General features: G+C 54.3%; 16 protein-coding genes and 1 pseudogene. 11 read left to right on the top strand and 6 right to left on the bottom strand.

From position 1 onward, the window contains the following. Positions 1-2 precede the first annotated feature (2 nt). From JCM12308_RS12425 to JCM12308_RS12415, 3 genes and pseudogenes are all read left to right on the top strand, one after another. Positions 3-854, top strand: coding sequence for a carbohydrate ABC transporter permease (locus tag JCM12308_RS12425; protein ID WP_008551133.1), 852 nt, complete (start codon positions 3-5; stop codon positions 852-854). Positions 855-865: 11 nt separating this feature from the next. Further along, positions 866-1,950: pseudogene (locus JCM12308_RS12420) on the top strand (ABC transporter ATP-binding protein). 133 nt (positions 1,951-2,083) lie between these two features. Further along, a complete protein-coding gene (locus tag JCM12308_RS12415; protein WP_208978516.1) occupies positions 2,084-3,064 on the top strand; it encodes a Gfo/Idh/MocA family protein in 981 nt (326 codons plus the stop codon). A gap of 194 nt (positions 3,065-3,258) precedes the next feature. On the opposite strand, the gene JCM12308_RS12410 is transcribed toward JCM12308_RS12415, so the two are convergent. The 4 genes from JCM12308_RS12410 to JCM12308_RS12395 all read right to left on the bottom strand — a co-directional run bounded on the left by JCM12308_RS12410 (position 3,259) and on the right by JCM12308_RS12395 (position 7,862). Beyond that, positions 3,259-4,272 (bottom strand): ABC transporter permease, encoded by a 1,014-nt coding sequence (locus JCM12308_RS12410; protein WP_008550884.1) that lies wholly within the window; start codon positions 4,270-4,272, stop codon positions 3,259-3,261. A 58-nt stretch (positions 4,273-4,330) separates the two neighbouring features. Then, positions 4,331-5,869, bottom strand: coding sequence for a sugar ABC transporter ATP-binding protein (locus JCM12308_RS12405; protein ID WP_054784074.1), 1,539 nt, complete (start codon positions 5,867-5,869; stop codon positions 4,331-4,333). A 170-nt stretch (positions 5,870-6,039) separates the two neighbouring features. Beyond that, complete coding sequence (locus JCM12308_RS12400; protein WP_008551018.1) at positions 6,040-6,957, bottom strand: sugar ABC transporter substrate-binding protein; 918 nt, start codon at positions 6,955-6,957, stop codon at positions 6,040-6,042. Between the two features lie 101 nt (positions 6,958-7,058). Continuing rightward, positions 7,059-7,862, bottom strand: a complete 804-nt coding sequence (locus JCM12308_RS12395) for a TIM barrel protein (RefSeq protein ID WP_054784073.1) — start codon at positions 7,860-7,862, stop codon at positions 7,059-7,061. A gap of 293 nt (positions 7,863-8,155) precedes the next feature. Here JCM12308_RS12395 and JCM12308_RS12390 point away from each other — a divergent pair, with 293 nt between their 5' ends. The 8 genes from JCM12308_RS12390 (at position 8,156) to JCM12308_RS12365 (ending at position 17,249) form a co-directional block, all read left to right on the top strand. Continuing rightward, positions 8,156-9,145, top strand: coding sequence for a LacI family DNA-binding transcriptional regulator (locus JCM12308_RS12390; RefSeq protein ID WP_208978515.1), 990 nt, complete (start codon positions 8,156-8,158; stop codon positions 9,143-9,145). Positions 9,146-9,691: 546 nt separating this feature from the next. Continuing rightward, complete coding sequence (locus tag JCM12308_RS12385) at positions 9,692-10,315, top strand: TetR/AcrR family transcriptional regulator (protein ID WP_054783929.1); 624 nt, start codon at positions 9,692-9,694, stop codon at positions 10,313-10,315. A gap of 99 nt (positions 10,316-10,414) precedes the next feature. Beyond that, on the top strand, positions 10,415-10,657 hold the full coding sequence (locus JCM12308_RS29815; protein WP_208978514.1) for a hypothetical protein: 243 nt from the start codon (positions 10,415-10,417) through the stop codon (positions 10,655-10,657). Then, the gene (locus tag JCM12308_RS29810; RefSeq protein WP_280138370.1) at positions 10,654-11,547 is read left to right on the top strand and encodes an AMP-binding protein; all 894 of its coding nucleotides are present in this window, start codon (positions 10,654-10,656) and stop codon (positions 11,545-11,547) included. Before JCM12308_RS29815 ends, JCM12308_RS29810 begins: the two co-directional genes overlap by 4 nt. Further along, a complete protein-coding gene (locus tag JCM12308_RS32280) occupies positions 11,499-11,996 on the top strand; it encodes a class I adenylate-forming enzyme family protein (protein WP_208978513.1) in 498 nt (165 codons plus the stop codon). Before JCM12308_RS29810 ends, JCM12308_RS32280 begins: the two co-directional genes overlap by 49 nt. A gap of 69 nt (positions 11,997-12,065) precedes the next feature. Beyond that, entirely contained in the window at positions 12,066-13,274 is a 1,209-nt protein-coding gene (locus JCM12308_RS12375) for an acetyl-CoA C-acetyltransferase (RefSeq protein ID WP_054783928.1), read from the top strand. Between the two features lie 11 nt (positions 13,275-13,285). Next, complete coding sequence (locus tag JCM12308_RS12370) at positions 13,286-15,433, top strand: 3-hydroxyacyl-CoA dehydrogenase NAD-binding domain-containing protein (RefSeq protein ID WP_054783927.1); 2,148 nt, start codon at positions 13,286-13,288, stop codon at positions 15,431-15,433. Between the two features lie 286 nt (positions 15,434-15,719). Continuing rightward, positions 15,720-17,249, top strand: a complete 1,530-nt coding sequence (locus tag JCM12308_RS12365; protein WP_164845304.1) for a glycosyltransferase family 39 protein — start codon at positions 15,720-15,722, stop codon at positions 17,247-17,249. Here the strand turns inward: JCM12308_RS12365 and JCM12308_RS12360 are convergent. Together JCM12308_RS12360 and JCM12308_RS29800 are read right to left on the bottom strand one after the other, a co-directional pair. Then, entirely contained in the window at positions 17,210-18,421 is a 1,212-nt protein-coding gene (locus JCM12308_RS12360; RefSeq protein ID WP_208978512.1) for a hypothetical protein, read from the bottom strand. The genes JCM12308_RS12365 and JCM12308_RS12360 overlap by 40 nt on opposite strands. A gap of 35 nt (positions 18,422-18,456) precedes the next feature. Further along, positions 18,457-18,831 (bottom strand): hypothetical protein, encoded by a 375-nt coding sequence (locus JCM12308_RS29800; RefSeq protein WP_208978511.1) that lies wholly within the window; start codon positions 18,829-18,831, stop codon positions 18,457-18,459. Positions 18,832-18,854: the final 23 nt, after the last annotated feature.

Raw genomic sequence — 18,854 nt, 5'->3', positions numbered from 1 at the left:
TTATGGCATACTATGCAAAATCAAAGGGCCAACGGGTGGTGGATTGGAGCGTCCATTACGGCCTGCTCGCTTGCTTTCTGTTCTTTGCCTTGTTCCCGCTCTTCTGGCTGTTCAAGGTGGCTGTGACACCCACGAACCTTTTGTATTCTGAAGGCATCCGCATGTGGCCCTCTGAGACCACGTGGGCAAACTTCGCTCAGGTGATGACGGATACGGACTTCCCGCAGTTCTTCATCAACTCGGCCATTGTATCTGGCGCAACAGCTCTCATTTCCACGCTGATTGCAGCCGCCGCGGGCTACTCATTCTCGCGGTTCCAGTATCGCGGCAAGGCCATCATCATCGTGCTGATGCTGATCACCCAGATGTTCCCGCTGGTGATGTTGATTGCACCGATCTTCCGCATTCTCACACCGCTGGGGCTGACGGACAGTCTGCTTGGGCTTGTTGTGGTCTACACAGCCTTCAACGTACCGTTTGCAACCTTTCTGATGCAGTCGTTTTTTGATGGCATTCCCAAAGACCTTGAAGAAGCAGCCATGATTGATGGCAATACGCGTTTTGGTGCTCTGGTGAAGATCATCTTCCCGCTCACTCTGCCGGGCATTGCGGCCACTTTGGGCTTCGTGTTCACCGCAGCGTGGAGTGAGTTGCTCTTTGCGCTCATGCTGGTCAGCAGTCCGGATGCTGTCACCTTCCCTGTTGGTCTGCTGACGTTCATCTCCAAGTTCTCTGTCGATTTCGGGCAGATGATGGCAGCGGGTTTCCTGGCGCTCATTCCGGCAGCAATCTTCTTCTTCCTCATCCAGCGTTATCTGGTGCAGGGTCTTACCGCCGGTGCGGTCAAAGGATAACGAGGTACTCTATGGCTTCTATTCAAATCACCGAGGCAACCAAATCCTACGGCAACACCGCCGTACTGCATGGAATTGATCTGAACATTCAGGATGGCGAGTTCATTGTGCTGGTAGGCCCGTCCGGCTGCGGAAAATCCACTTTGCTGCGCATGATTGCAGGGCTTGAAGAAGTGACGTCTGGCTCAATCTCCATCAACGAGCGGATCATCAATGATCTGCCGCCGCGCGATCGGGATATCGCCATGGTGTTCCAGTCCTACGCGCTCTACCCGCATATGAGCGTGGAAGAGAACATCAGCTATGCGATGACCCTTCGCAAGTCGCCAAAGGAGAAGATCGCAAGTGCGGTAAATGGGGTTTCCAACATCCTCGGCCTGAATGGCCTGTTGGAACGCCGCCCGAAAGCACTCTCCGGCGGTCAGCGGCAGCGTGTTGCCATGGGCCGAGCGATTGTGCGTGATCCGCAGGCGTTTTTGTTTGATGAACCGCTCTCCAATCTAGATGCGCGCCTGCGGGAACAGATGCGTTCAGAAATCCGCAAGCTGCACCGTAAGCTGAAAGCGACATCCATCTATGTGACCCATGACCAGATTGAAGCCATGACCATGGCCGATAGAATCGTGGCCATGCATGATGGATATATTCAGCAAGTGGGCACACCGCTGGAGATCTACGACAAGCCAGCCAATGTTTTTGTGGCGTCCTTCATCGGTTCTCCGGCCATGAACTTCATCAAAGGCACCGCTCGTGCGTCTGGTGATGGTTACCACCTGCAGACCGATGAAAACCATCAGATTATTCTGCCGGAAAGTGCGGATTTGAAGGATCAGATGGATCTTATTCTGGGTGTGCGGCCAGAGCATTTGATGATCACAGAGGAAGGTCCAGCCACCCTGCCTGCAACGGTGGATCTGATTGAGCCATGGGCCTTTCCACGCTGGTTCATGTGCGTATCGGTCAGGACAGCCTTAAAATCTTCACACTCGAACGGCCTGATATTGCAGAAGGCACACAAGTTCATGTGACCTATCAAAAAGAAAAGCTGCATATGTTTGATGCTCGGACAGAAATGCGGCTGGAGTCTCCCGTATAAGTTCCCCGAACTGGTTCGTTGTTTCGACAACGAACCGCCTTTCTGGACTCAGGGTTTTCACGTTCTTCTGGGGCAACCTAAACTGGTATAAACACTGCCTGATATATAACCAGTGCAGAAGGAAGTGCTCTGAATGCCGTCGATCAGTCTGGCCGTTGTTGGTTTGGGAATGGCCGCAAAACCACATCTCGAAGCGCTTGATCTGCTGAGAAATCACGTCGAGGTTGCTGGCCTTTACAACCGAACCAAAGCCAAGGCTGAGGCCGTTGCTGAAAAGTACGGCTGGACGTGTTTTGACAGCCCTGAAGAGATAGCAGGCGATCCGGAGATCGATGCCGTCCTTCTGCTGACACCGCCTGACCAACGGCATGATCTGGTGGAGCTGTTCTCCAGCGCTGGTAAGCACATCCTGACAGAAAAGCCACTGGAACGGACCTATGAGGCTGCGGCTGAACTGGTGGAGCTTTGCGATTATGCCGGCGTAAAGTACGGCGTAGTGTTTCAGCACCGGTTCCGTGAAGGGGCTAGGCAGTTGCGGGCCTTGTTAGATGAAGGCGCTCTGGGCGACATTCATCTGGTACGCGCAAACATTCCTTGGTGGCGGGATCAGGCTTACTACGATCAGGCAGGCCGCGGCACCTATGAAAGAGACGGTGGCGGTGTGCTCATCACGCAGGCGATCCATGTACTAGATCTGATGCTTAGCCTCACGGGTCCTGCCAAATCCGTTCAGGCTCTTTGTGCCACGACCGGTGCGCACAAGATGGAAGCGGAAGACTTTGCCACTGCGGGTGTTGAGTTTCACAGCGGTGCGGTTGGTTCCATCATGGCGACCACGGCGACGTATCCAGATGCCAAGGAGACACTGGTGTTTGATGGCTCAAAGGCGTCCGCGCATCTGGAAGGCAGCAAGCTGACGGTGACCTATCGTGACGGCTCCATCGATGTGTTTGGCGGGCGTAATGGTTCCAAGGACGGCACAGGCGGTGGGGCAAACCCTATGGCGTTTCCGTGTGACTGGCACCGGGATCTGATCGACGATTTTGCGCTCTCCATCATTGAACATCGCGACCCGAAAGTTACGGGTCATGATGCTCTGATGGTTCATGCTTGATAGAGGCAATGGAGACCTCATCTCGCACTGGCACACGGCAGATGTGCAGGAAGCTGAACCTTCCAAAGCCTATATCTGAGGCACTTTCAAAGCGTATAAAAAGAAAAAGAGCAGGAGGCCGGACGAGGGCTCTCCTGCTCGGGTATTAGGCATCATCCGTGGGAGGTTTTAGCCTAAAATCTTTAACTGGCTAACTAGGCTTTTGCCCGTTTGCGCTGGCGGTATTGGTCCGCAACCACTGCAGCAACAATGATACCACCTTTCACGATGTCTTGGATGTAAGCATCAATACCAAGGAAGGTGAAACCACTCATCATTGTACCCAGAATAATGGTGCCAATGACGGTGCCTGTGATGCGACCGACGCCGCCTGCAAGACTTGTTCCGCCAATAACAGCTGCAGCGATGGCGTCAAGCTCATATGCAAGGCCCATACCTGCCTGTCCACTACCAGCACGTGCTGCAGCCACAACACCGCCCAGACCAGCCAGCAGACCAGCAAGGGTGTACACTTTGATCAGGTGACGGCCAACGTTGATGCCAGACACTTTTGCAGCCTGAACGTTTGCACCGGTTGCGTAGGTGAACTTGCCGTAGCGGGTGAAGCGCAAGGCTATGTGGAAGATCACCGCGGCCATCAGGAAGATGATCACCGGAATGGTGCCGGAACCGAGCCACATATACTCTTCAGAAAGCAGACTGATCGGCTGACCCTTGGTGTAGTAACGCGCCAGACCACGTGCAGTCACCATCATGCCGAGGGTCGCGATAAACGGGGGAATGGCCGTGTAGGCTATGAGCGACCCGTTTATGAACCCGGCTAAGGCCCCGACGGCGATACCTGCGAACACTGGTACGAGGAACGGCATATCCGTGAACATCGGGAAGACAGCACGGGCGTAGTCGGAGGTTTGCGCAAAACTGGCGGCCACCATGGCCGAGAGCGCGAGCACTGAGCCTGAGGACAGGTCAATACCGCCAGTGATGATCACCTGTGTTACGCCAATGGCGAGAAGGCCGATGATAGAAACCTGCAGAACCATGATCAGCAGGCGCTGTGGGTTAAACAGGAAGGTATCGCCCTTCACAATCCAGCCCAGTACTTCAAAAAAGACTGCAATGCCGATCAGAACGAGGAAGATGTTGGCCTCGACCGGCAGTTTTCTAGCTGGAGCGTTGTTCTCAGCTACGTCTGTTGCATTTGCCATCTGGCAAGTCCTTTCAATCTCTGCGTCGGGCGCTTAAAGCTGCCGCGCATGAAAATTCTTAGTTGGAAGCAAGGCGCATAACGCTGACCTGATCTGCTTCAGCTCGGTCCAGAATTCCGGTGACATGTCCTTCGTGCATCACCATCACGCGGTCACTCATGCCCAGCACCTCTGGCATCTCGGAGGAGATCATGAGAACAGCAACGCCCTCACCTGCCAGTTTGGTAATGAGCTTATGGATTTCAGCCTTCGCACCCACGTCGATGCCGCGGGTTGGCTCATCCAGAATGAGGATGCGGGGTTTGGTCAGCAGCCAGCGACCGATCAGAACCTTCTGCTGGTTGCCACCAGACAGGTTCTCGATGCGCTCGTTCATGCCCGGCGTTTTCACACGAAGTGCGTCACTCATCTCCTTGCAGAGCTTGGAAACAGTGCTCTCAGCGACAAAGCCACCTTTCACGTGATCCTGACTAAGCAGAGCGATCTGCATGTTTTCCTGAATGTCGAGCATCAGGAACAGGCCGGTGTCCTTGCGGTCTTCGGTCAGCAGTGCCATGCCATGGTCCATGGCTTCAGCGGGTGTTTTGATCTCAACCGTCTCGCCAAACACGTCGATGGTGCCAGCGGTGGCTGGCGTCACACCGTAAATGGTCTCTGCCACGTTGGTGCGGCCTGAGCCCACCAGACCTGCCACGCCAAGGATCTCGCCTGCCCGCAGATCGAAGCTCACATTCTCGAACACGCCGTCCAGACACAGGTCTTTCACTGAAAGAACCACGTCCCCGATTGGCACTTCCTCTTTCGGGAACATCTGGGTGATCTCGCGGCCTACCATCATGCGGATGAGCTGGTCGCTGTCCAGATTGCTGGCCAGATCTGTGCCGATGTACTTGCCATCGCGGAAGACGGAGACGTCATCAGCAATCTCAAAAACCTCGTCCATCTTATGGGTGATGTAGACGATGCCTTTTCCGTCGGCCTTCAGGCTGGCAATGATCTGGAAGAGATGCTCAACTTCTCGGTCTGTCAGGGCCGAGGTTGGCTCGTCCATGATCAGGACGTCGGATTCATAGGAAATTGCTTTTGCAATCTCGACCATCTGCCGGTTGGCGATGGAAAGGTCACGAACTTCAGTTTCCGGATCCAGACTGATGTTCAGTCGGTCGAACAGCTTCTGGGTGTTCTCACGCAGGGCTTTGTGGTCAACAAACCCAAGCTTGGTGAGTGGCTCCCGGCGGATCCAGATGTTTTCGGCAATCGTCATGAACGGCATCAGGTTGAGTTCCTGATGGATCATGGCAACGCCTTGCTCCAGAGCATCCAGTGGCGTGTGCATTTGCACTTTCTTGCCACCCAGACGGACCTCGCCACGGTCTGGCTGGTAGATGCCTGCAATGATTTTCATCAGGGTGGATTTACCCGCCCCGTTTTCTCCCATGAGGGCATGAACTGTGCCGGGTCGGATACGCAGGTTCACATCATCCAGTGCAACAACACCGGGGAACTCCTTGCGCACACTATCGACTTCTAGCAGGTACTTTTGTTGGGCTGCGGCACCCTTATTCTCACGTACCGCTTCTTGTGTGCTTAAACTCACAGTCCGTGAACTCCATTTTTCTGCTGGCAGTGTGAGGGGCTCCCGGGTGCCTGGCCCGGAAGCTTGATCACTTGGTGCCTGCGCGCGGCCCTCTCGTTTGCCTGAGTTTTTCAGGCGGACGGCGCTGCAAGGCAAAAGCGGAAGGCCGTTAAAACCTTCCGCTCAACTGCTTACTTGTCGAGGTACTCGCCAAGGTTCGCTTTGTTCACCAGCTTGAATGGGATCCAAACAATGGTGTCTACTTTTTCGCCACGAGCCAGCTTCAGAGCAGCTTTCACGGACCCTGCGCCCTGACCTTTTGCGTCCTGGAACACGGTTGCGAACAGCTGACCAGCTTTCATGGAAGCCAGAGCGTCTGGAGTAGCGTCAACACCTGCAACTGCGATGTCGCTTGCTGCGATGCCAGCCTGCTTCATTGCGATCAGAGCGCCCAGAGCCATTTCGTCGTTGTTGGCTGCAACAGCGTCGATTTTAGTGCCGGAAACGATCCAGTTGTTCATCAGGTCGATTGCTTCTGCGCGCTGGAAGTCAGCGGTCTGCTCTTCAACAACCTTGATGTCTGGATAGTTGCCCAGAACTTCCTTCACGCCCTGTGTACGGCCACGAGTACCGTTGGAAGCCAGTTCGCCGAGCATGATAGCAACGTTGCCCTTGCCACCCATCTGCTTTGCCAGTTCTTCCATCTGCAAACGTCCGGCAACAACTTCATCAGAGCCCACGAACACAACCTTTTCAGGCAGTTCTTTGTCTTCTGGCTTACGGTTTACGTAAACGAGTGGGATACCGGCGCTGTTGGCCAGTTTGGTGATGCGTGGTGTTGCGGAAGTATCAGCCGGGTTTACGATGATCGCGTCAACGCCCTGTGCAACGAAGTTCTGCACCTGGTCGATCTGCTTGCCGATGTCACCGCGTGCGTCTTCAAACTGAATCTCAACGCCGTTGGACTTGGCTGCTTCTTCACCCATTGCGTTACGCAGAATGGTCAAGAAGTTATCATCAAAATAAGCCATTGAAACGCCGATGTTCTCAGCCATGACGCTGGTTGTCATCATTGCCGATGCAGCAAGAGCCAGTAGAGTACGTTTCATTACTTCCTCCTCCGTGCCTTAGGTGGCACTTCTCCCAAGATTATGCTGGCGCAAGTCCCCACCTGCGCCAATTAATTTAGCGAAATCAGTCGCCTGGATACTCAGGCAGCGTTGGCTGCCTGCAATTCTTTTTTCAGGAAATCAAAGCTTGCCTGCGTGGCGTCCACCACGTTTTCAAGGGCATGCACAACTGGAGAAAATGGCTCCAGAGACACGTGACCCGTATACCCGTTTGCAAGCATGGTTTTGATCTGAGCAGCGTTGCCCAGACGGTCCGCTTCACCCACCAGCAGGCGGTGGTCATCCAGCATTTCAGCGATGGAAAGACTTGGATCTTCCACGCCAGAAATGTGCATAAGACCGGTTTGGTCAGCGAAGAATTCGGTTTCTTCAGCAAGGTGATGATGGAATGTGTCATGCACCAGCTTGAACACGCCCTCACCGTCCACATCGCGGATCGCTGCAACAGCATCCGCCTTGCGGCGCAAGGAGCACTGCGGGAAGCCGAGAGGCTCAACCAGACCGGTCACACCGGCGGTTTCCAGCAGAGGCTTGAGTTCTTTCAGCGACTGGCGCAGGTTCGCAGCCAGCTCATCATCGCTTTTGCCATAGTCATGGTCGTTGACCGGACACATGACGAGGGCCTTGGAGCCACAACGCTCAGCAAAGCCGATCAGTTCGTTTGCTTCAGCAAGACGAACCTCTGACCACTCGTTGAACCGTTGAAGTGCATTGATGCTGATGATTTCGACACCGTGCTTAACAGCCAGTGCCTTGACGTCTTCCGCTGGCGTGTTCAGTTCGAACGGATTGCCAGCAATGTCATTGCGGATTTCTACGGCATTGATCCCCATGGAAGCTGCCATTCCAAAAAACGCGTCCAACGTCATTTGAGGTGCCAGCATGTGGTTCAATGCGAAGTTGATGTTTCCCGACAAACGACTTCTCCCAATGTCCGATGTATAAACATCAATTTGATCTGCTAAAGATGATATGTAAGTAATGGTACCTGTCAATTTAGAGTCTGAAATTACTGATAAAATCGGATTCAGAGAACGAATATTCCATGAATTCAATATTTTGGAAGGTTTGCTCTCCTGAAGTCAAAATGTGAATTTCGGCGTTAAGATTGATATGTTTGATGGTTTAACAATCAAAGGTGATATATATGAGGCGGGGCAGCTGGCAGAATCCGAGCGTGTTGGATATCGCAAACAAGGCAGGAGTTTCGACCGCAACAGTTGACCGTGTCCTCAACAAACGGGGTGGTGTTTCCAAGAGGAAGGTGGAGCTGGTTCACAAGGCTCTGAACGAGCTGCGTGCACCGGAAGAGGTTGTTGCAGAAACAGTTTCTCCGATAACGGTTGGACTGCTGGTAGATTCCGGAACAAGCTTCATTGAGGAGCTTCTGGAGATGGTGGAGCGTCGCTACGGGAATGATCCGAATGTGCGCTTCAAGTGCTTCACATCCCACACCAAAGACTTTGAGCCGAGTGTGTTTTCTGAGCAGATGATTGCCTGGGCGCGCAAGTATGATGGCATCATCATCGCAGTGCGCGAACACCCTGCGATCACCCGTGCCATTGAAGAAATCAGCGAAAATGGAACGCCTGTTATATGTCTGACCACAGACCAGGAGAGCCCTAAACACCTTGGTTACGTTGGGATGGATCAGATTGCAGCCGGTCTTTGCGCCGCGCAGTTGCTTGGTAAACTTTCAGGTGACCGGTCCGGCGAAATCTTCCTTGCAACCAGCGCGCATTACCGCTGTCAGGAAGGTCGTGAGACCGGGTTCCGCCGCTTGTTGCGCAAGGAATACCCCAATCTCACCATCTCAGAGATCATCAACTCCAATGATGATGCGGAGACGGTCTACAAGCTTTTCAAAAGTAGACTGGATGAAGGGGCTAAACCGCTTGGCGTCTATAACGTGGCTGGCGGAAACACGGGCATTGCCAAGGCGATCCGTGAGCTGGGTTTACCGATCGCCTTTATTGGCCACGAGCTCAATGAGAACTCCCGCAGGCTGCTGGAGAATGGCCAGATGGACTTCGTAATCACCCATGATATGGAAACTGAGCTCAAGCGCTGTATTAAGCTCATTAGGCGGCAAAAAGATTTTCCTGATGGAAATCAACCAGAATACGAGCTTTTACCACCTGTTTTGAAGACACGCTTCAATATCTGATGGAATTTTTATGCAGATATTTGGATGAATTGAGCCAATATTCTAATCAATGAAATAAATATTCCATGATTATTGGTCTTCAGAAAGCGCAGAATTACGCCAAAACACCTTAGGTATTCAATCTTAAGGGCTCTTCCGAGGCTGTTCAGGTGGTCGCATCATGTCAGGGCAACTGGCAAAGTGCGATCCGTAGTAGCGCCATACGTAGTAACTCTGATGTTATTCACATCAAAAATGAGGCGTCCGCTCAGTCAGTTTAGCTCTGACATGTGAAGAACGGATGTGTTTGCAGCGATCGCACATGGGGTCAGAGAGCTGAAGTCGCTTCTCTCTTTAAAAGAAAGAAGCTCCAGTTGGATTCGCAGGTTCAATCTATCCTTCAGATAGACTTCGCGGGGTTGGGCGTGGCCCCTTCTCAACACGTGCGCCCCTCATTTCTTACCGATTGCAAACAGCCCCCCTTATTCCTTAGGCTCATTCATCAATGATATGACGTTTACGTCATGGACTCTCTTTTCCTTATTTGCTAAACGTTCAACAATTAACTTGAGTGAATGTTGGCTGGCTTTGGAAAAGAAAAAGACACAGGCAGAACGGCGTGAGGAATCTGAACGCAAGCTCTTTGATGCGCTGGTGACCATCATCAATGAGGACGGCATTCAGATGGCGACCTGCGAGAGTATTGGTCTGAAGGCCGGATACAGCCGCGGCCTCACCATTCAGCGGCTTGGCAAAAAAGACGAGATGTTCGTTAAGCTGATCGACCGCATGGTGAGCGAAACAGAGGAGCACATCACCAGCCAGATACCTGCGGAGACAGATGCCAGGGAGGCGATCCGGCGGTACATCGACATTCACTTTGATGATTTGCAGAATAAGCCCAGTTATCAGGCTTACTTTGCGCTGATGGCGGGCAGCGTCACAGACTATGCCCTTTTGGGAGATGCAGTGACGCGCGCACATGATTTCGTCAAACGCCTGCTTGTCTCTTATCTGGAGCGCGGCAAGGCGGAAGGTGCGTTTCCAAAGGATCTGGATTCCGGCATTCAGGCCGTTTCCATCGGAAGTTACTTGCTTGGGGTCGCGTTGCAGCAAAAGCTGCATCCAAGCCTCGATATCACTCTGCTGAAACCGGCAGCGTATTCATTAATACCATCATTGCCTGATTAATAATAAGCGCCACTACAAGCGCACCATGAGGAGAACAGGCTTCGCATTTTAAAACACAGCGCACACCGCGCTGATCAACCTATGACTTGGGAGGGGAATATGGTTGGAACACATACTGGAGTACCGGCAGGTGCCATGAATTTTGATATGCTCGTGAACCATCTGCAGAAGGTGGACACTGGCATTCCGTTGTTTAAAGACCTTGGCGGTCGTGCCTTCAGCAATCCGCAGTTTGCCACGCGCACCCGCCAGTTTGCAAAGGGCCTGCAGGATATGGGCCTTGAGCCGGCGCCCGCGTTGCCATTCTCAGCCTCAACTCGGTTGAGTATGTGGAAGCCATGATCGGCACCATGATTGCAGGCATGATCTCCGTTCCGCTCAACATCCGCTGGTCCGCTGAAGAGATGCTCTATGCCATCGGCCATTCCAGCATGTCCGCGATTGTTTATGATGACACCTTCGCGCCTATGGTTGCTGCCATCAAAGAGCGCTCGGAAAGCCTGAAGCATTTCATCCATGTGGGAGAGAAAGAGCAGCCGGAAGGCACCAAAGCCTATGCGGACTGTTTGAGCGAGCCGATTGAGCTGGAGCTGGGCCGCGATGTGGAGACTGAGTGCTTCATGAGCTACACCGGCGGCACCACCGGCTTCCCGAAAGGCGTCGTTCACACCCACAAGTCCATGCTCGCCAGTGCCAACGTCGTAGCGGCCAATGGCATTCCTTATCATGATCGCTCAGCGCTGATGGTGATGCCGCTGTTCCACCTGTCAGGCTACGGCTTGCTGCTGGCGCGCCTCATCCAGAACAAACCATCTTTGATCGTGCCGATGTTCCGCCCGGATATTGTCGTGGCTGCAGTCAAGGCATTTGATGTCTCGTCCTTCCTCATGGCACCTGCCATGTTCCAGATGCTGATCCACTCACCGGAGTTCAAATCCGAGGATTTCCTGCGTGTGGCACAGATCGTCTATGGCGCTTCGCCGATCTCGGAAGGTCTGCTGAAGCTGGTGCAGGAGAAGTTCCCGAAGACGGAACTTACGCAGGTCTACGGCATGACTGAGGCTGGTGCAGGCACCTTCCTACATCCTCAGTTCCATAGTGGTGATCTGATGAAAATGGGTGCTGCCGGTCAGGCGCCTCCCCGCTCATCCAGCTGCGTATTGAAGATGATGAAGGCAATGAGTTGCCGCCGAACACCATTGGCGAAGTGGTGTTCTACTCCCCTGCCGTAATGTGCCGTTACTACGATGCGCCGGAACAGACGGCGGCTGTGCTGAAGAATGGCGGGTATCGCACCGGTGATGTGGGCATGCTGGATGAGATGGGCATCCTCTCCCTGAAAGACCGCAAGAAGGACATGATCATTACAGGTGCAGAGAATGTGTACACCGCCGAGGTGGAAAGCGCGATCTCCACGCACCCGGATGTCTCCATGGTGGCGGTTATCGGCATTCCTGATGAAACCTACGGCGAGGCCGTGCATGCGGTGATTGTGCCGAAGGAAGGCAAGGAGCCGACCTTTGAAGAAATCCGCGCCCACACAAAAGAGCGCATTGCTGGCTACAAATGCCCGCGCTCCATTTCGCTGGTGGAAGAGCTGCCGCTCTCTGCCATGAACAAAGTTTTAAAGAACAAACTCCGCGAGCCGTTCTGGGAGAAGCACGACCGCGAGATTGCCTGAGTTCAGCCGGGGCGACGTGGTTGCCCCGGCCTTAAACCCTTATTTCAAGATAAGACACGGTAGATAAACATGGCGACGACAGCATACGTCTATGATGCGATCCGCACTCCGCGTTCCAAAGGAAAGCCGGACGGATCTCTCAACGAAGTCAAACCAATCAATCTGGTGACCACACTGCTGGATGAAATGCAAAGCCGGCACGACCTCGACACCTCCCGGGTGGATGATGTTGTCATGGGCTGTGTGACGCCGGTACGCGAACAGGGCGCTGTTCTGCCAAAGATCGCCCTGCAGAAAGCAGGCTGGGATCAGACTGTGGCAGGAGCACAGGTCAACCGCTTCTGTGCGTCTGGCCTGGACACCTTCAACTCCGCCGCAGCGCGTATCGCGTCCGGTTGGGAAGATATGATCTGTGCTGGTGGCTATGAAAGCATGAGCCGCGTGCCGATGGGTACCGATGGTGGCCCGTTCAGCGAAGACCCTGAAACCGTGCTTGCCACCGGCTTCGTGCCTCAGGGCATCGGCGCTGACCTGATTGCCACTATTGAGGGCTGGAGCCGTGATGATGTGGATGCAGCCGCCGTCGCCAGCCAGCAGCGTGCAGCACATGCGCGCGACAACGGCTGGTTTGATAAGTCCGTCGTGCCGGTGAAAGACGAAAACGGCATCATCGTTCTGGAAAAAGACGACTTCATCAAGCCAAACACCGATATGCAGGCGCTGGGTGCTCTGCGTCCAAGTTTTGAAAAGCATGGTGCCATGGGCTTTGATGCGGTGGCATTGGCCCGCTATCCTGAAGTTGAAAAGATCAACCACGTCCACACCCCGGGCAACTCTTCCGGTATCGTGGATGGTGCTTCCCTGATCCTGCTTGGCAGTGAACAAGTGGGCAAGGACATGGGCCTGACCCCACGCGCTCGCGTGCTCTCAGTAGCGGTCACAGCATCCGACCCAACCATCATGCTCACCGGACCGGGACCAGCTTCCAAGAAGGCTCTGGCCAAGGCAGGCCTGGCCATTGATGACATCGATTTGGTTGAGATCAACGAAGCCTTTGCTTCCGTCATGATGCGTCTGCAGAAGGACCTCAACGTGCCGGATGAGAAGCTGAACGTTGTTGGTGGTGCGATCGCCATGGGTCACCCTCTGGGCGCAACTGGCGGCATGCTGGTGTCCACCATGATTGACGAGCTGGAGCGCCGTAACCAGAAGCGTGCGCTGATCACCATGTGTGTTGGCGGCGGCATGGGCATCGCGTCCATCATCGAGCGCGTATAACGGGGAAGACCATGTCTGAATACACTTACGAAAAAGACGCAAGCGGCATTGTTACGATTACGTTTGACTCCCAAGGCAAGTCCGCAAACACCATGACCCGCGCTTGGTTTGAAGGCATGAAAGAGCTGATGGCCAAGCTGTCCGCTGAAGAGGGCCTTACCGGTGTTGTCATCGCCTCTGCCAAGAAGACCTTCTTCGCAGGCGGTGATCTGGAAGAGATGCTCCACGGCAGCATGGACCCGGAAGACATCTTTGCCTACGTGGAAGAGATGAAAGCCCCCCTGCGCCAGCTGGAAAAGCTGCCGGTGCCAGTGGTTGCGGCCATCAACGGAGCGGCTCTTGGTGGTGGTTTTGAGATCTGCCTTGCCTGTAACCACCGCGTTCTGCTCAACTCACCAAAGGCTGTTGTTGGCCTGCCGGAAGCAACCCTTGGCCTGTTACCGGGTGCTGGGGGCGTTGTTCGCCTCACTGCAAAGCTGGGTCTGGAAGCGGCTCTGCCTCTGCTGGCTGAAGGCAAACAGTTGCGTCAGGAAAAGGCGCTGAAAGCCGGACTGGTGGAAGAGCTGGTGGATACACCGGAAGAGCTGATCCCAGCCGCAAAAGCATGGATCAAAGCCAACCCTGAGGCTGCCGCGCAGCCATGGGATCAAAAAGGCTTCCGCTATCCGGGCGGCAATGCGGAGAGCGCCAATGTGCGCATGGTGGCAGCCATGGCACCAACCATGCTGTACAATAAGACTCGCGGTCTGATGCCAGCACCGGAAAAGGTGATGGATATCGCCGTCAACTCCATGCGCATGGGCTTTGACAGCGCGCTGCGCAACGAAAGCCGTGGCTTTGCAGCCCTTCTGCGCTCCACTGAGGCCCGCGCTGCGATCACCACCTTCTTCTTCGGCATGCAGGCGATCAAGTCTGGCAAGGTTCGCCCGCAAGGCGATGCGTGGAAAGCGGGAAGCTCTGCTATCCTCGGTGCTGGCATGATGGGCTCAGGCATCGCCTGGGCACACGCCAGCCGCGGCCTGCCAACTGCGCTGAAGGACATGAGCCTTGAGAATGCGGAAAAAGGCAAAGGCTATTCCGTCAAGCTGGCGGACAAAGCCATCAAGCGTGGCCGTATGGATGAGGCTAAGAAGGATGCTCTGCTGAGCTGCATCACACCAACGGACAGTGATGAGACCTTCGCTGGCACGGACATTATCATCGAAGCGGTGTTCGAGGATATCTCCCTGAAAGAGAAGGTTATCCCGGAAACCTATAAGCAGCTCTCCGACACCGGCATCTACGGCTCCAACACGTCTACGCTGCCAATCTCCATTCTGGCAGAAAGCTGTCCGGACCCGACCCGCTTTATCGGCCTGCACTTCTTCTCGCCGGTCGATAAGATGAAGATCGTTGAGATCATTGTTGGTGACAAAACCAGCGAAGAGACCCTGCGCAAAGCCTATGACTACGTGCAGCAGATAGGCTATCTGCCAATCGTGGTGAATGACAAGCGTGGCTTCTTCACCAGCCGTGTGTTTGGCACCTATCTGGACGAAGGTCTGGCTTTGATGCGGGATGGCATGAGCCCGGTTGCCATTGAACGTGCCGCCTGGAAAATCGGCATGCCGGTTGGCCCGCTGGCCGTGCATGACGAAGTTTCCATGGTGCTGACCAAGAAGATCCACGAGACCCACATCGCGCTGGATGCACGTCTTGGTGTTGAAAACGGGTTCCCGGCAGATGACAGCTCCAACGTGAAGGTTGGCCAGTCCATGGTGAACATGGGCCGTGGTGGTCGTCACTACGGCGGTGGCTTCTACGAGTATGCCGAGGATGGCACCAAGAAGCTGTGGGATGGGCTTTCCCAGTTCAAGGAGCGGGATCTGAACGTTTCCATGCAGGATGCGGAAGATCGCATGATGTACCGTCAGGCCATCGAGACTCTGCGCTGTCTGGATGAAGGCGTGCTGCGTACGGAAGTGGAAGCCAACATCGGCTCCATCTTCGCCATTGGCTTCCCGGCGCACACCGGCGGTGCTCTCCAGTTCATCCATGGCGTTGGCCTTGATGCCTTCAAGAAACGCGCTGACGAACTGGCTGCAGCGTATGGCCCACGCTTTGAAGTGACTGAAAGCGCGCTCAACAAACTACGCAGCGAAAAACTCGCTGCTGCCTGAGTTGTAGCCACCTAAACCAAAAGCCCGCGATGCAGCTGTGTCGCGGGCTTTTTTGTGCGTGTCTGCCAGCTCCCGTGCTGTGCCCCTCAGTTTGACTGATAAAAATACTACATAATTTTCAGGTTAGCTTCAGGCTCATAAGGAAGAAGGGTTTGGAGGTGGAGTGATTGTCTGAAGGTTGCTGAACCAAAGGGAAACTGCATTGGCGTTTCCGCTGTTCTGCTGCTCAAGACTGTCTGATCCTCATCATAACAAAAAGCGAAGTAACCTGATCATGAGGCAGCTGATGATTGACAGAGCCGTCACACCAGCCCGTATTGCCATTGTTGTTTTCATTATAATTTTTGCTGCCACCCTCGCCCGTTTTTATGGCGCTGCCCTGCTTGGTCTCGGCGTGGATGAAAGCTACATGGTTGCCATAGCGCGGCATCCCTCTCTCAGCTATTTTGACCACCCGCCGCTGACCTTCTGGATCATCCACGCAACATCATGGCTGACAGGCTCTGAAGCAGGCTTCGTGCTCCGCTTTCCCTTCATCGCCATGTCGGTGCTTTCCACCCTGCTGCTGTATCAGCTGACCTCCCGCTTTTACGGTGCAAAGGCTGGCGCCTGGGCGATTGCATGGTTTTCCATCTCGCCGTTCTTTCTCCTGTCCGCAGGAAGCTGGGTGGTTCCCGACGGGCCGATGATGCTCTTCCTGTTGATCGCGGCCAGCCTGCTGACCCCGCTTCTGAACCCAAACACGCGCCACATAAGCGATGCTCGTTGGATCGCTGTTGGACTGGCGTTTGGTCTGGCTCTGCTCTCCAAGTACATGGCAGTTTTGACTGGGGTGGGTGCCTTGTTGTTCCTGCTCTCAGATCGGGAGCTCCGCCCCCTCCTTCGCACCCGTGGCCCTTACATCGCCAGTGCCGTTGCTCTTCTGGTCTTCAGCCCGGTCATCTGGTGGAATGCCATGAACGGCTGGCAGTCATTCGGGTTCCAGCTTTCCCGCTCGGTGACCTCTGCCGGTTTTGATCTTCCCGTCCACCTGCTTAACTCCGGGCGCATGCTTCTGGGGCAACTGGCCTATCTGCAGCCGGTGACACTGATTATGTGCTTGTGGCTTGTGGTGCGGTTCTTCCGTGCTGGAGAAAAAACAGCGGCGGACCGGTACTTCCTGTGCCTCGCGCTTATCCCGATCATCGTGTTTAACGCAGTGGCCCTGCTTTCCCGAAACACGCTGCCCCACTGGCCCATGGCCGGATACCTGTTCCTCTTCCCGCTTCTGGGCAGTTGGTTTGCCAAGCTCAAGCCGTCCGGCGTTGTCATTGCCAAACGCGCGTTCACGGCCTCAGCCACGCTTATCCTGATCGTCGTGGTGCTGGGAGGACTGCATTTCAAAACCGGACTACTGACACGGCCGCTCGGCTCCCCTCCACCGCGTTGGGACGAGACCATTCGTGCCACGGACTGGTTTGATGCAAAGGACACTCTGATCAGTCGCGGTCTATTGCAGGACGGTGAGCCAACGCCGGTTTATACGCTCAACTGGATCGATGGTGCCAAGATATCCTATGCTCTTGGTGATCAGGCAGATGTGCGCGTGCTGGGAAGCGACCCGCGCCACTTCGGATTCCTGCCGAAGCCAGCCCAAAACAGCAATGTACTTGTAGCAGGCCTGCTGCCCTACGATGACTGGGAAACGCGACTGAACCGCGTTCGCGCGTCCCTAACCGGATCATTCTGCGAGATCACCCAGCACGAGCCGATCACGATCAATCGGGGTGGCATGCCTTATCGGGCACTCTTCCTACTCTCAGGGTCGTCTTGCTGAGATGGTGGGCTCTCTTCAGGTTTTTCGGGCTTGTAATCCTTGTTGGTGAGGGCCTGATAAAACGGCTTGCTGCGAAGCATCTTGCGGTTCTCTTCAAGCTGATCTTCATCATCCACGCCAACACCGCGTGAGCCTTCTTCGTTGCGGAAGGTTGCAAAGCTCAGGCCTTCGAGGCTGGCATCTGAATCCGGGTTTTTGCCCGGCTGGATTCCGGCGGCTGCCAGTTCCTGTTCCAGCAGTTTCAGGAAGAAGCCGAAGTCCTCCGCGCCATCAGGATAGCTTGTGTCCTTGGTGTACGGATAAAGCGTGATCTGCGCTCCCTGGGTGACCCGATCAAAGTACGCTTTTTGCTCTGCCAGCTTGGCTTTGGCTTCAGGCGTATCAGCGGAATACTGCTTCTCGTCATCTTTAAAGGCCGCCACTGCTCCGTCCATGTTGGTGACTTTGAACGAAAGGAAAGGATTATCTGGTGAGAGCAAAAGGGGTGTCAGGACGTTACCGGCTTGCTCCAGCTGACCCATCTGGACGCTCAAGTGGATCTTGTTTCCGGCTTTCTCGTACTCGCCGCTATCAAGAACAGACTTGCCATCCTCGCCCAGAGGCTCAAACTGAGTAAAGATTCCATCACGGTCAGCATTGTTGATCCGGTGATCAGGGTTTTTGAGCAACTCTCTTTGAGCCGCTATTTTTTCCCTGCTCTGTGCGTAGGCTTCTTTATCCGTGTACGGGATCTTGCGCTGCTCCTCATACAATCTATTCAGTTCAGTCAGTATTTCCTGTGCCCCAGCTACCGAGTTGTCGCCGGTATAAGCTTTAACCGTGATTTCCTTGCGCGGCTTTTGAGTTTCCTTTGATGGTTTTTCCTTGAGTATCCGCTCCAGCGTATCCAGATAGGTATGCAGTGTTACAAAGGTATCCCGGCTGGCTTTGATTTCACCAGCTTTCAGCTGTGCCTCTGCTTTATCTGCATTGGTTTTGACGAACTCGGCGAAACGAGGAGCTTCTCTCTGTCGTTGTTCAGAAAATCCTTCCAGATCAAAGCTGTTGAGGAACTTCAAACGGGCTCGAATGTCTGCCAGTTCCTGTTTTCGGTGTAGCAGTATACATGCAGAGTCAACACCGCGGGCATAGATCTTTTCGACTTCCTTCATCGTCAGGGTTGCATTGTCCAAAGAGTCGATAGCACCGGAAACATCTTGCTGCTTGTTCAGGTCGCTGGCCTTGTCCAGAAATTCTGCGGTGGATTTGACGAATTTGTCGAAGACTCCAGATCATTCACATCCTTGAAGATGTTCCGGCGCTTTTTGTAGGCCTCGAACTTAGTCTGTGCTTTTTTGATCTCTGGTGTGAGATCTAGGATCTGCGTCTCAGGAGGTGTCGTGTCCTGAGTAGGCACATCAGGCTCCAGTGAGATGCCGTTGCCCTGTGGTCTTTCCAGGTGGTTCGTATCATCACCATTGGAACCACCCCTAGCACTCGCTTCCTCCTGATTGATGTGCAGGAGCTTTGACACCGCGTTGATCCACTTCACCACTTTCGGGTCACTGGAGGTTTTGTCTTGTTCCTTCTTCGTCTTAGGCATCCATGAGCTCCATGTCACTTCCG

This window comes from Pseudovibrio denitrificans JCM 12308 (assembly GCF_001310815.1).
In the GTDB taxonomy this organism is placed as follows: Bacteria; Pseudomonadota; Alphaproteobacteria; order Rhizobiales; family Stappiaceae; genus Pseudovibrio; species Pseudovibrio denitrificans.
This window is presented reverse-complemented; position numbering and strand designations above follow the sequence as displayed.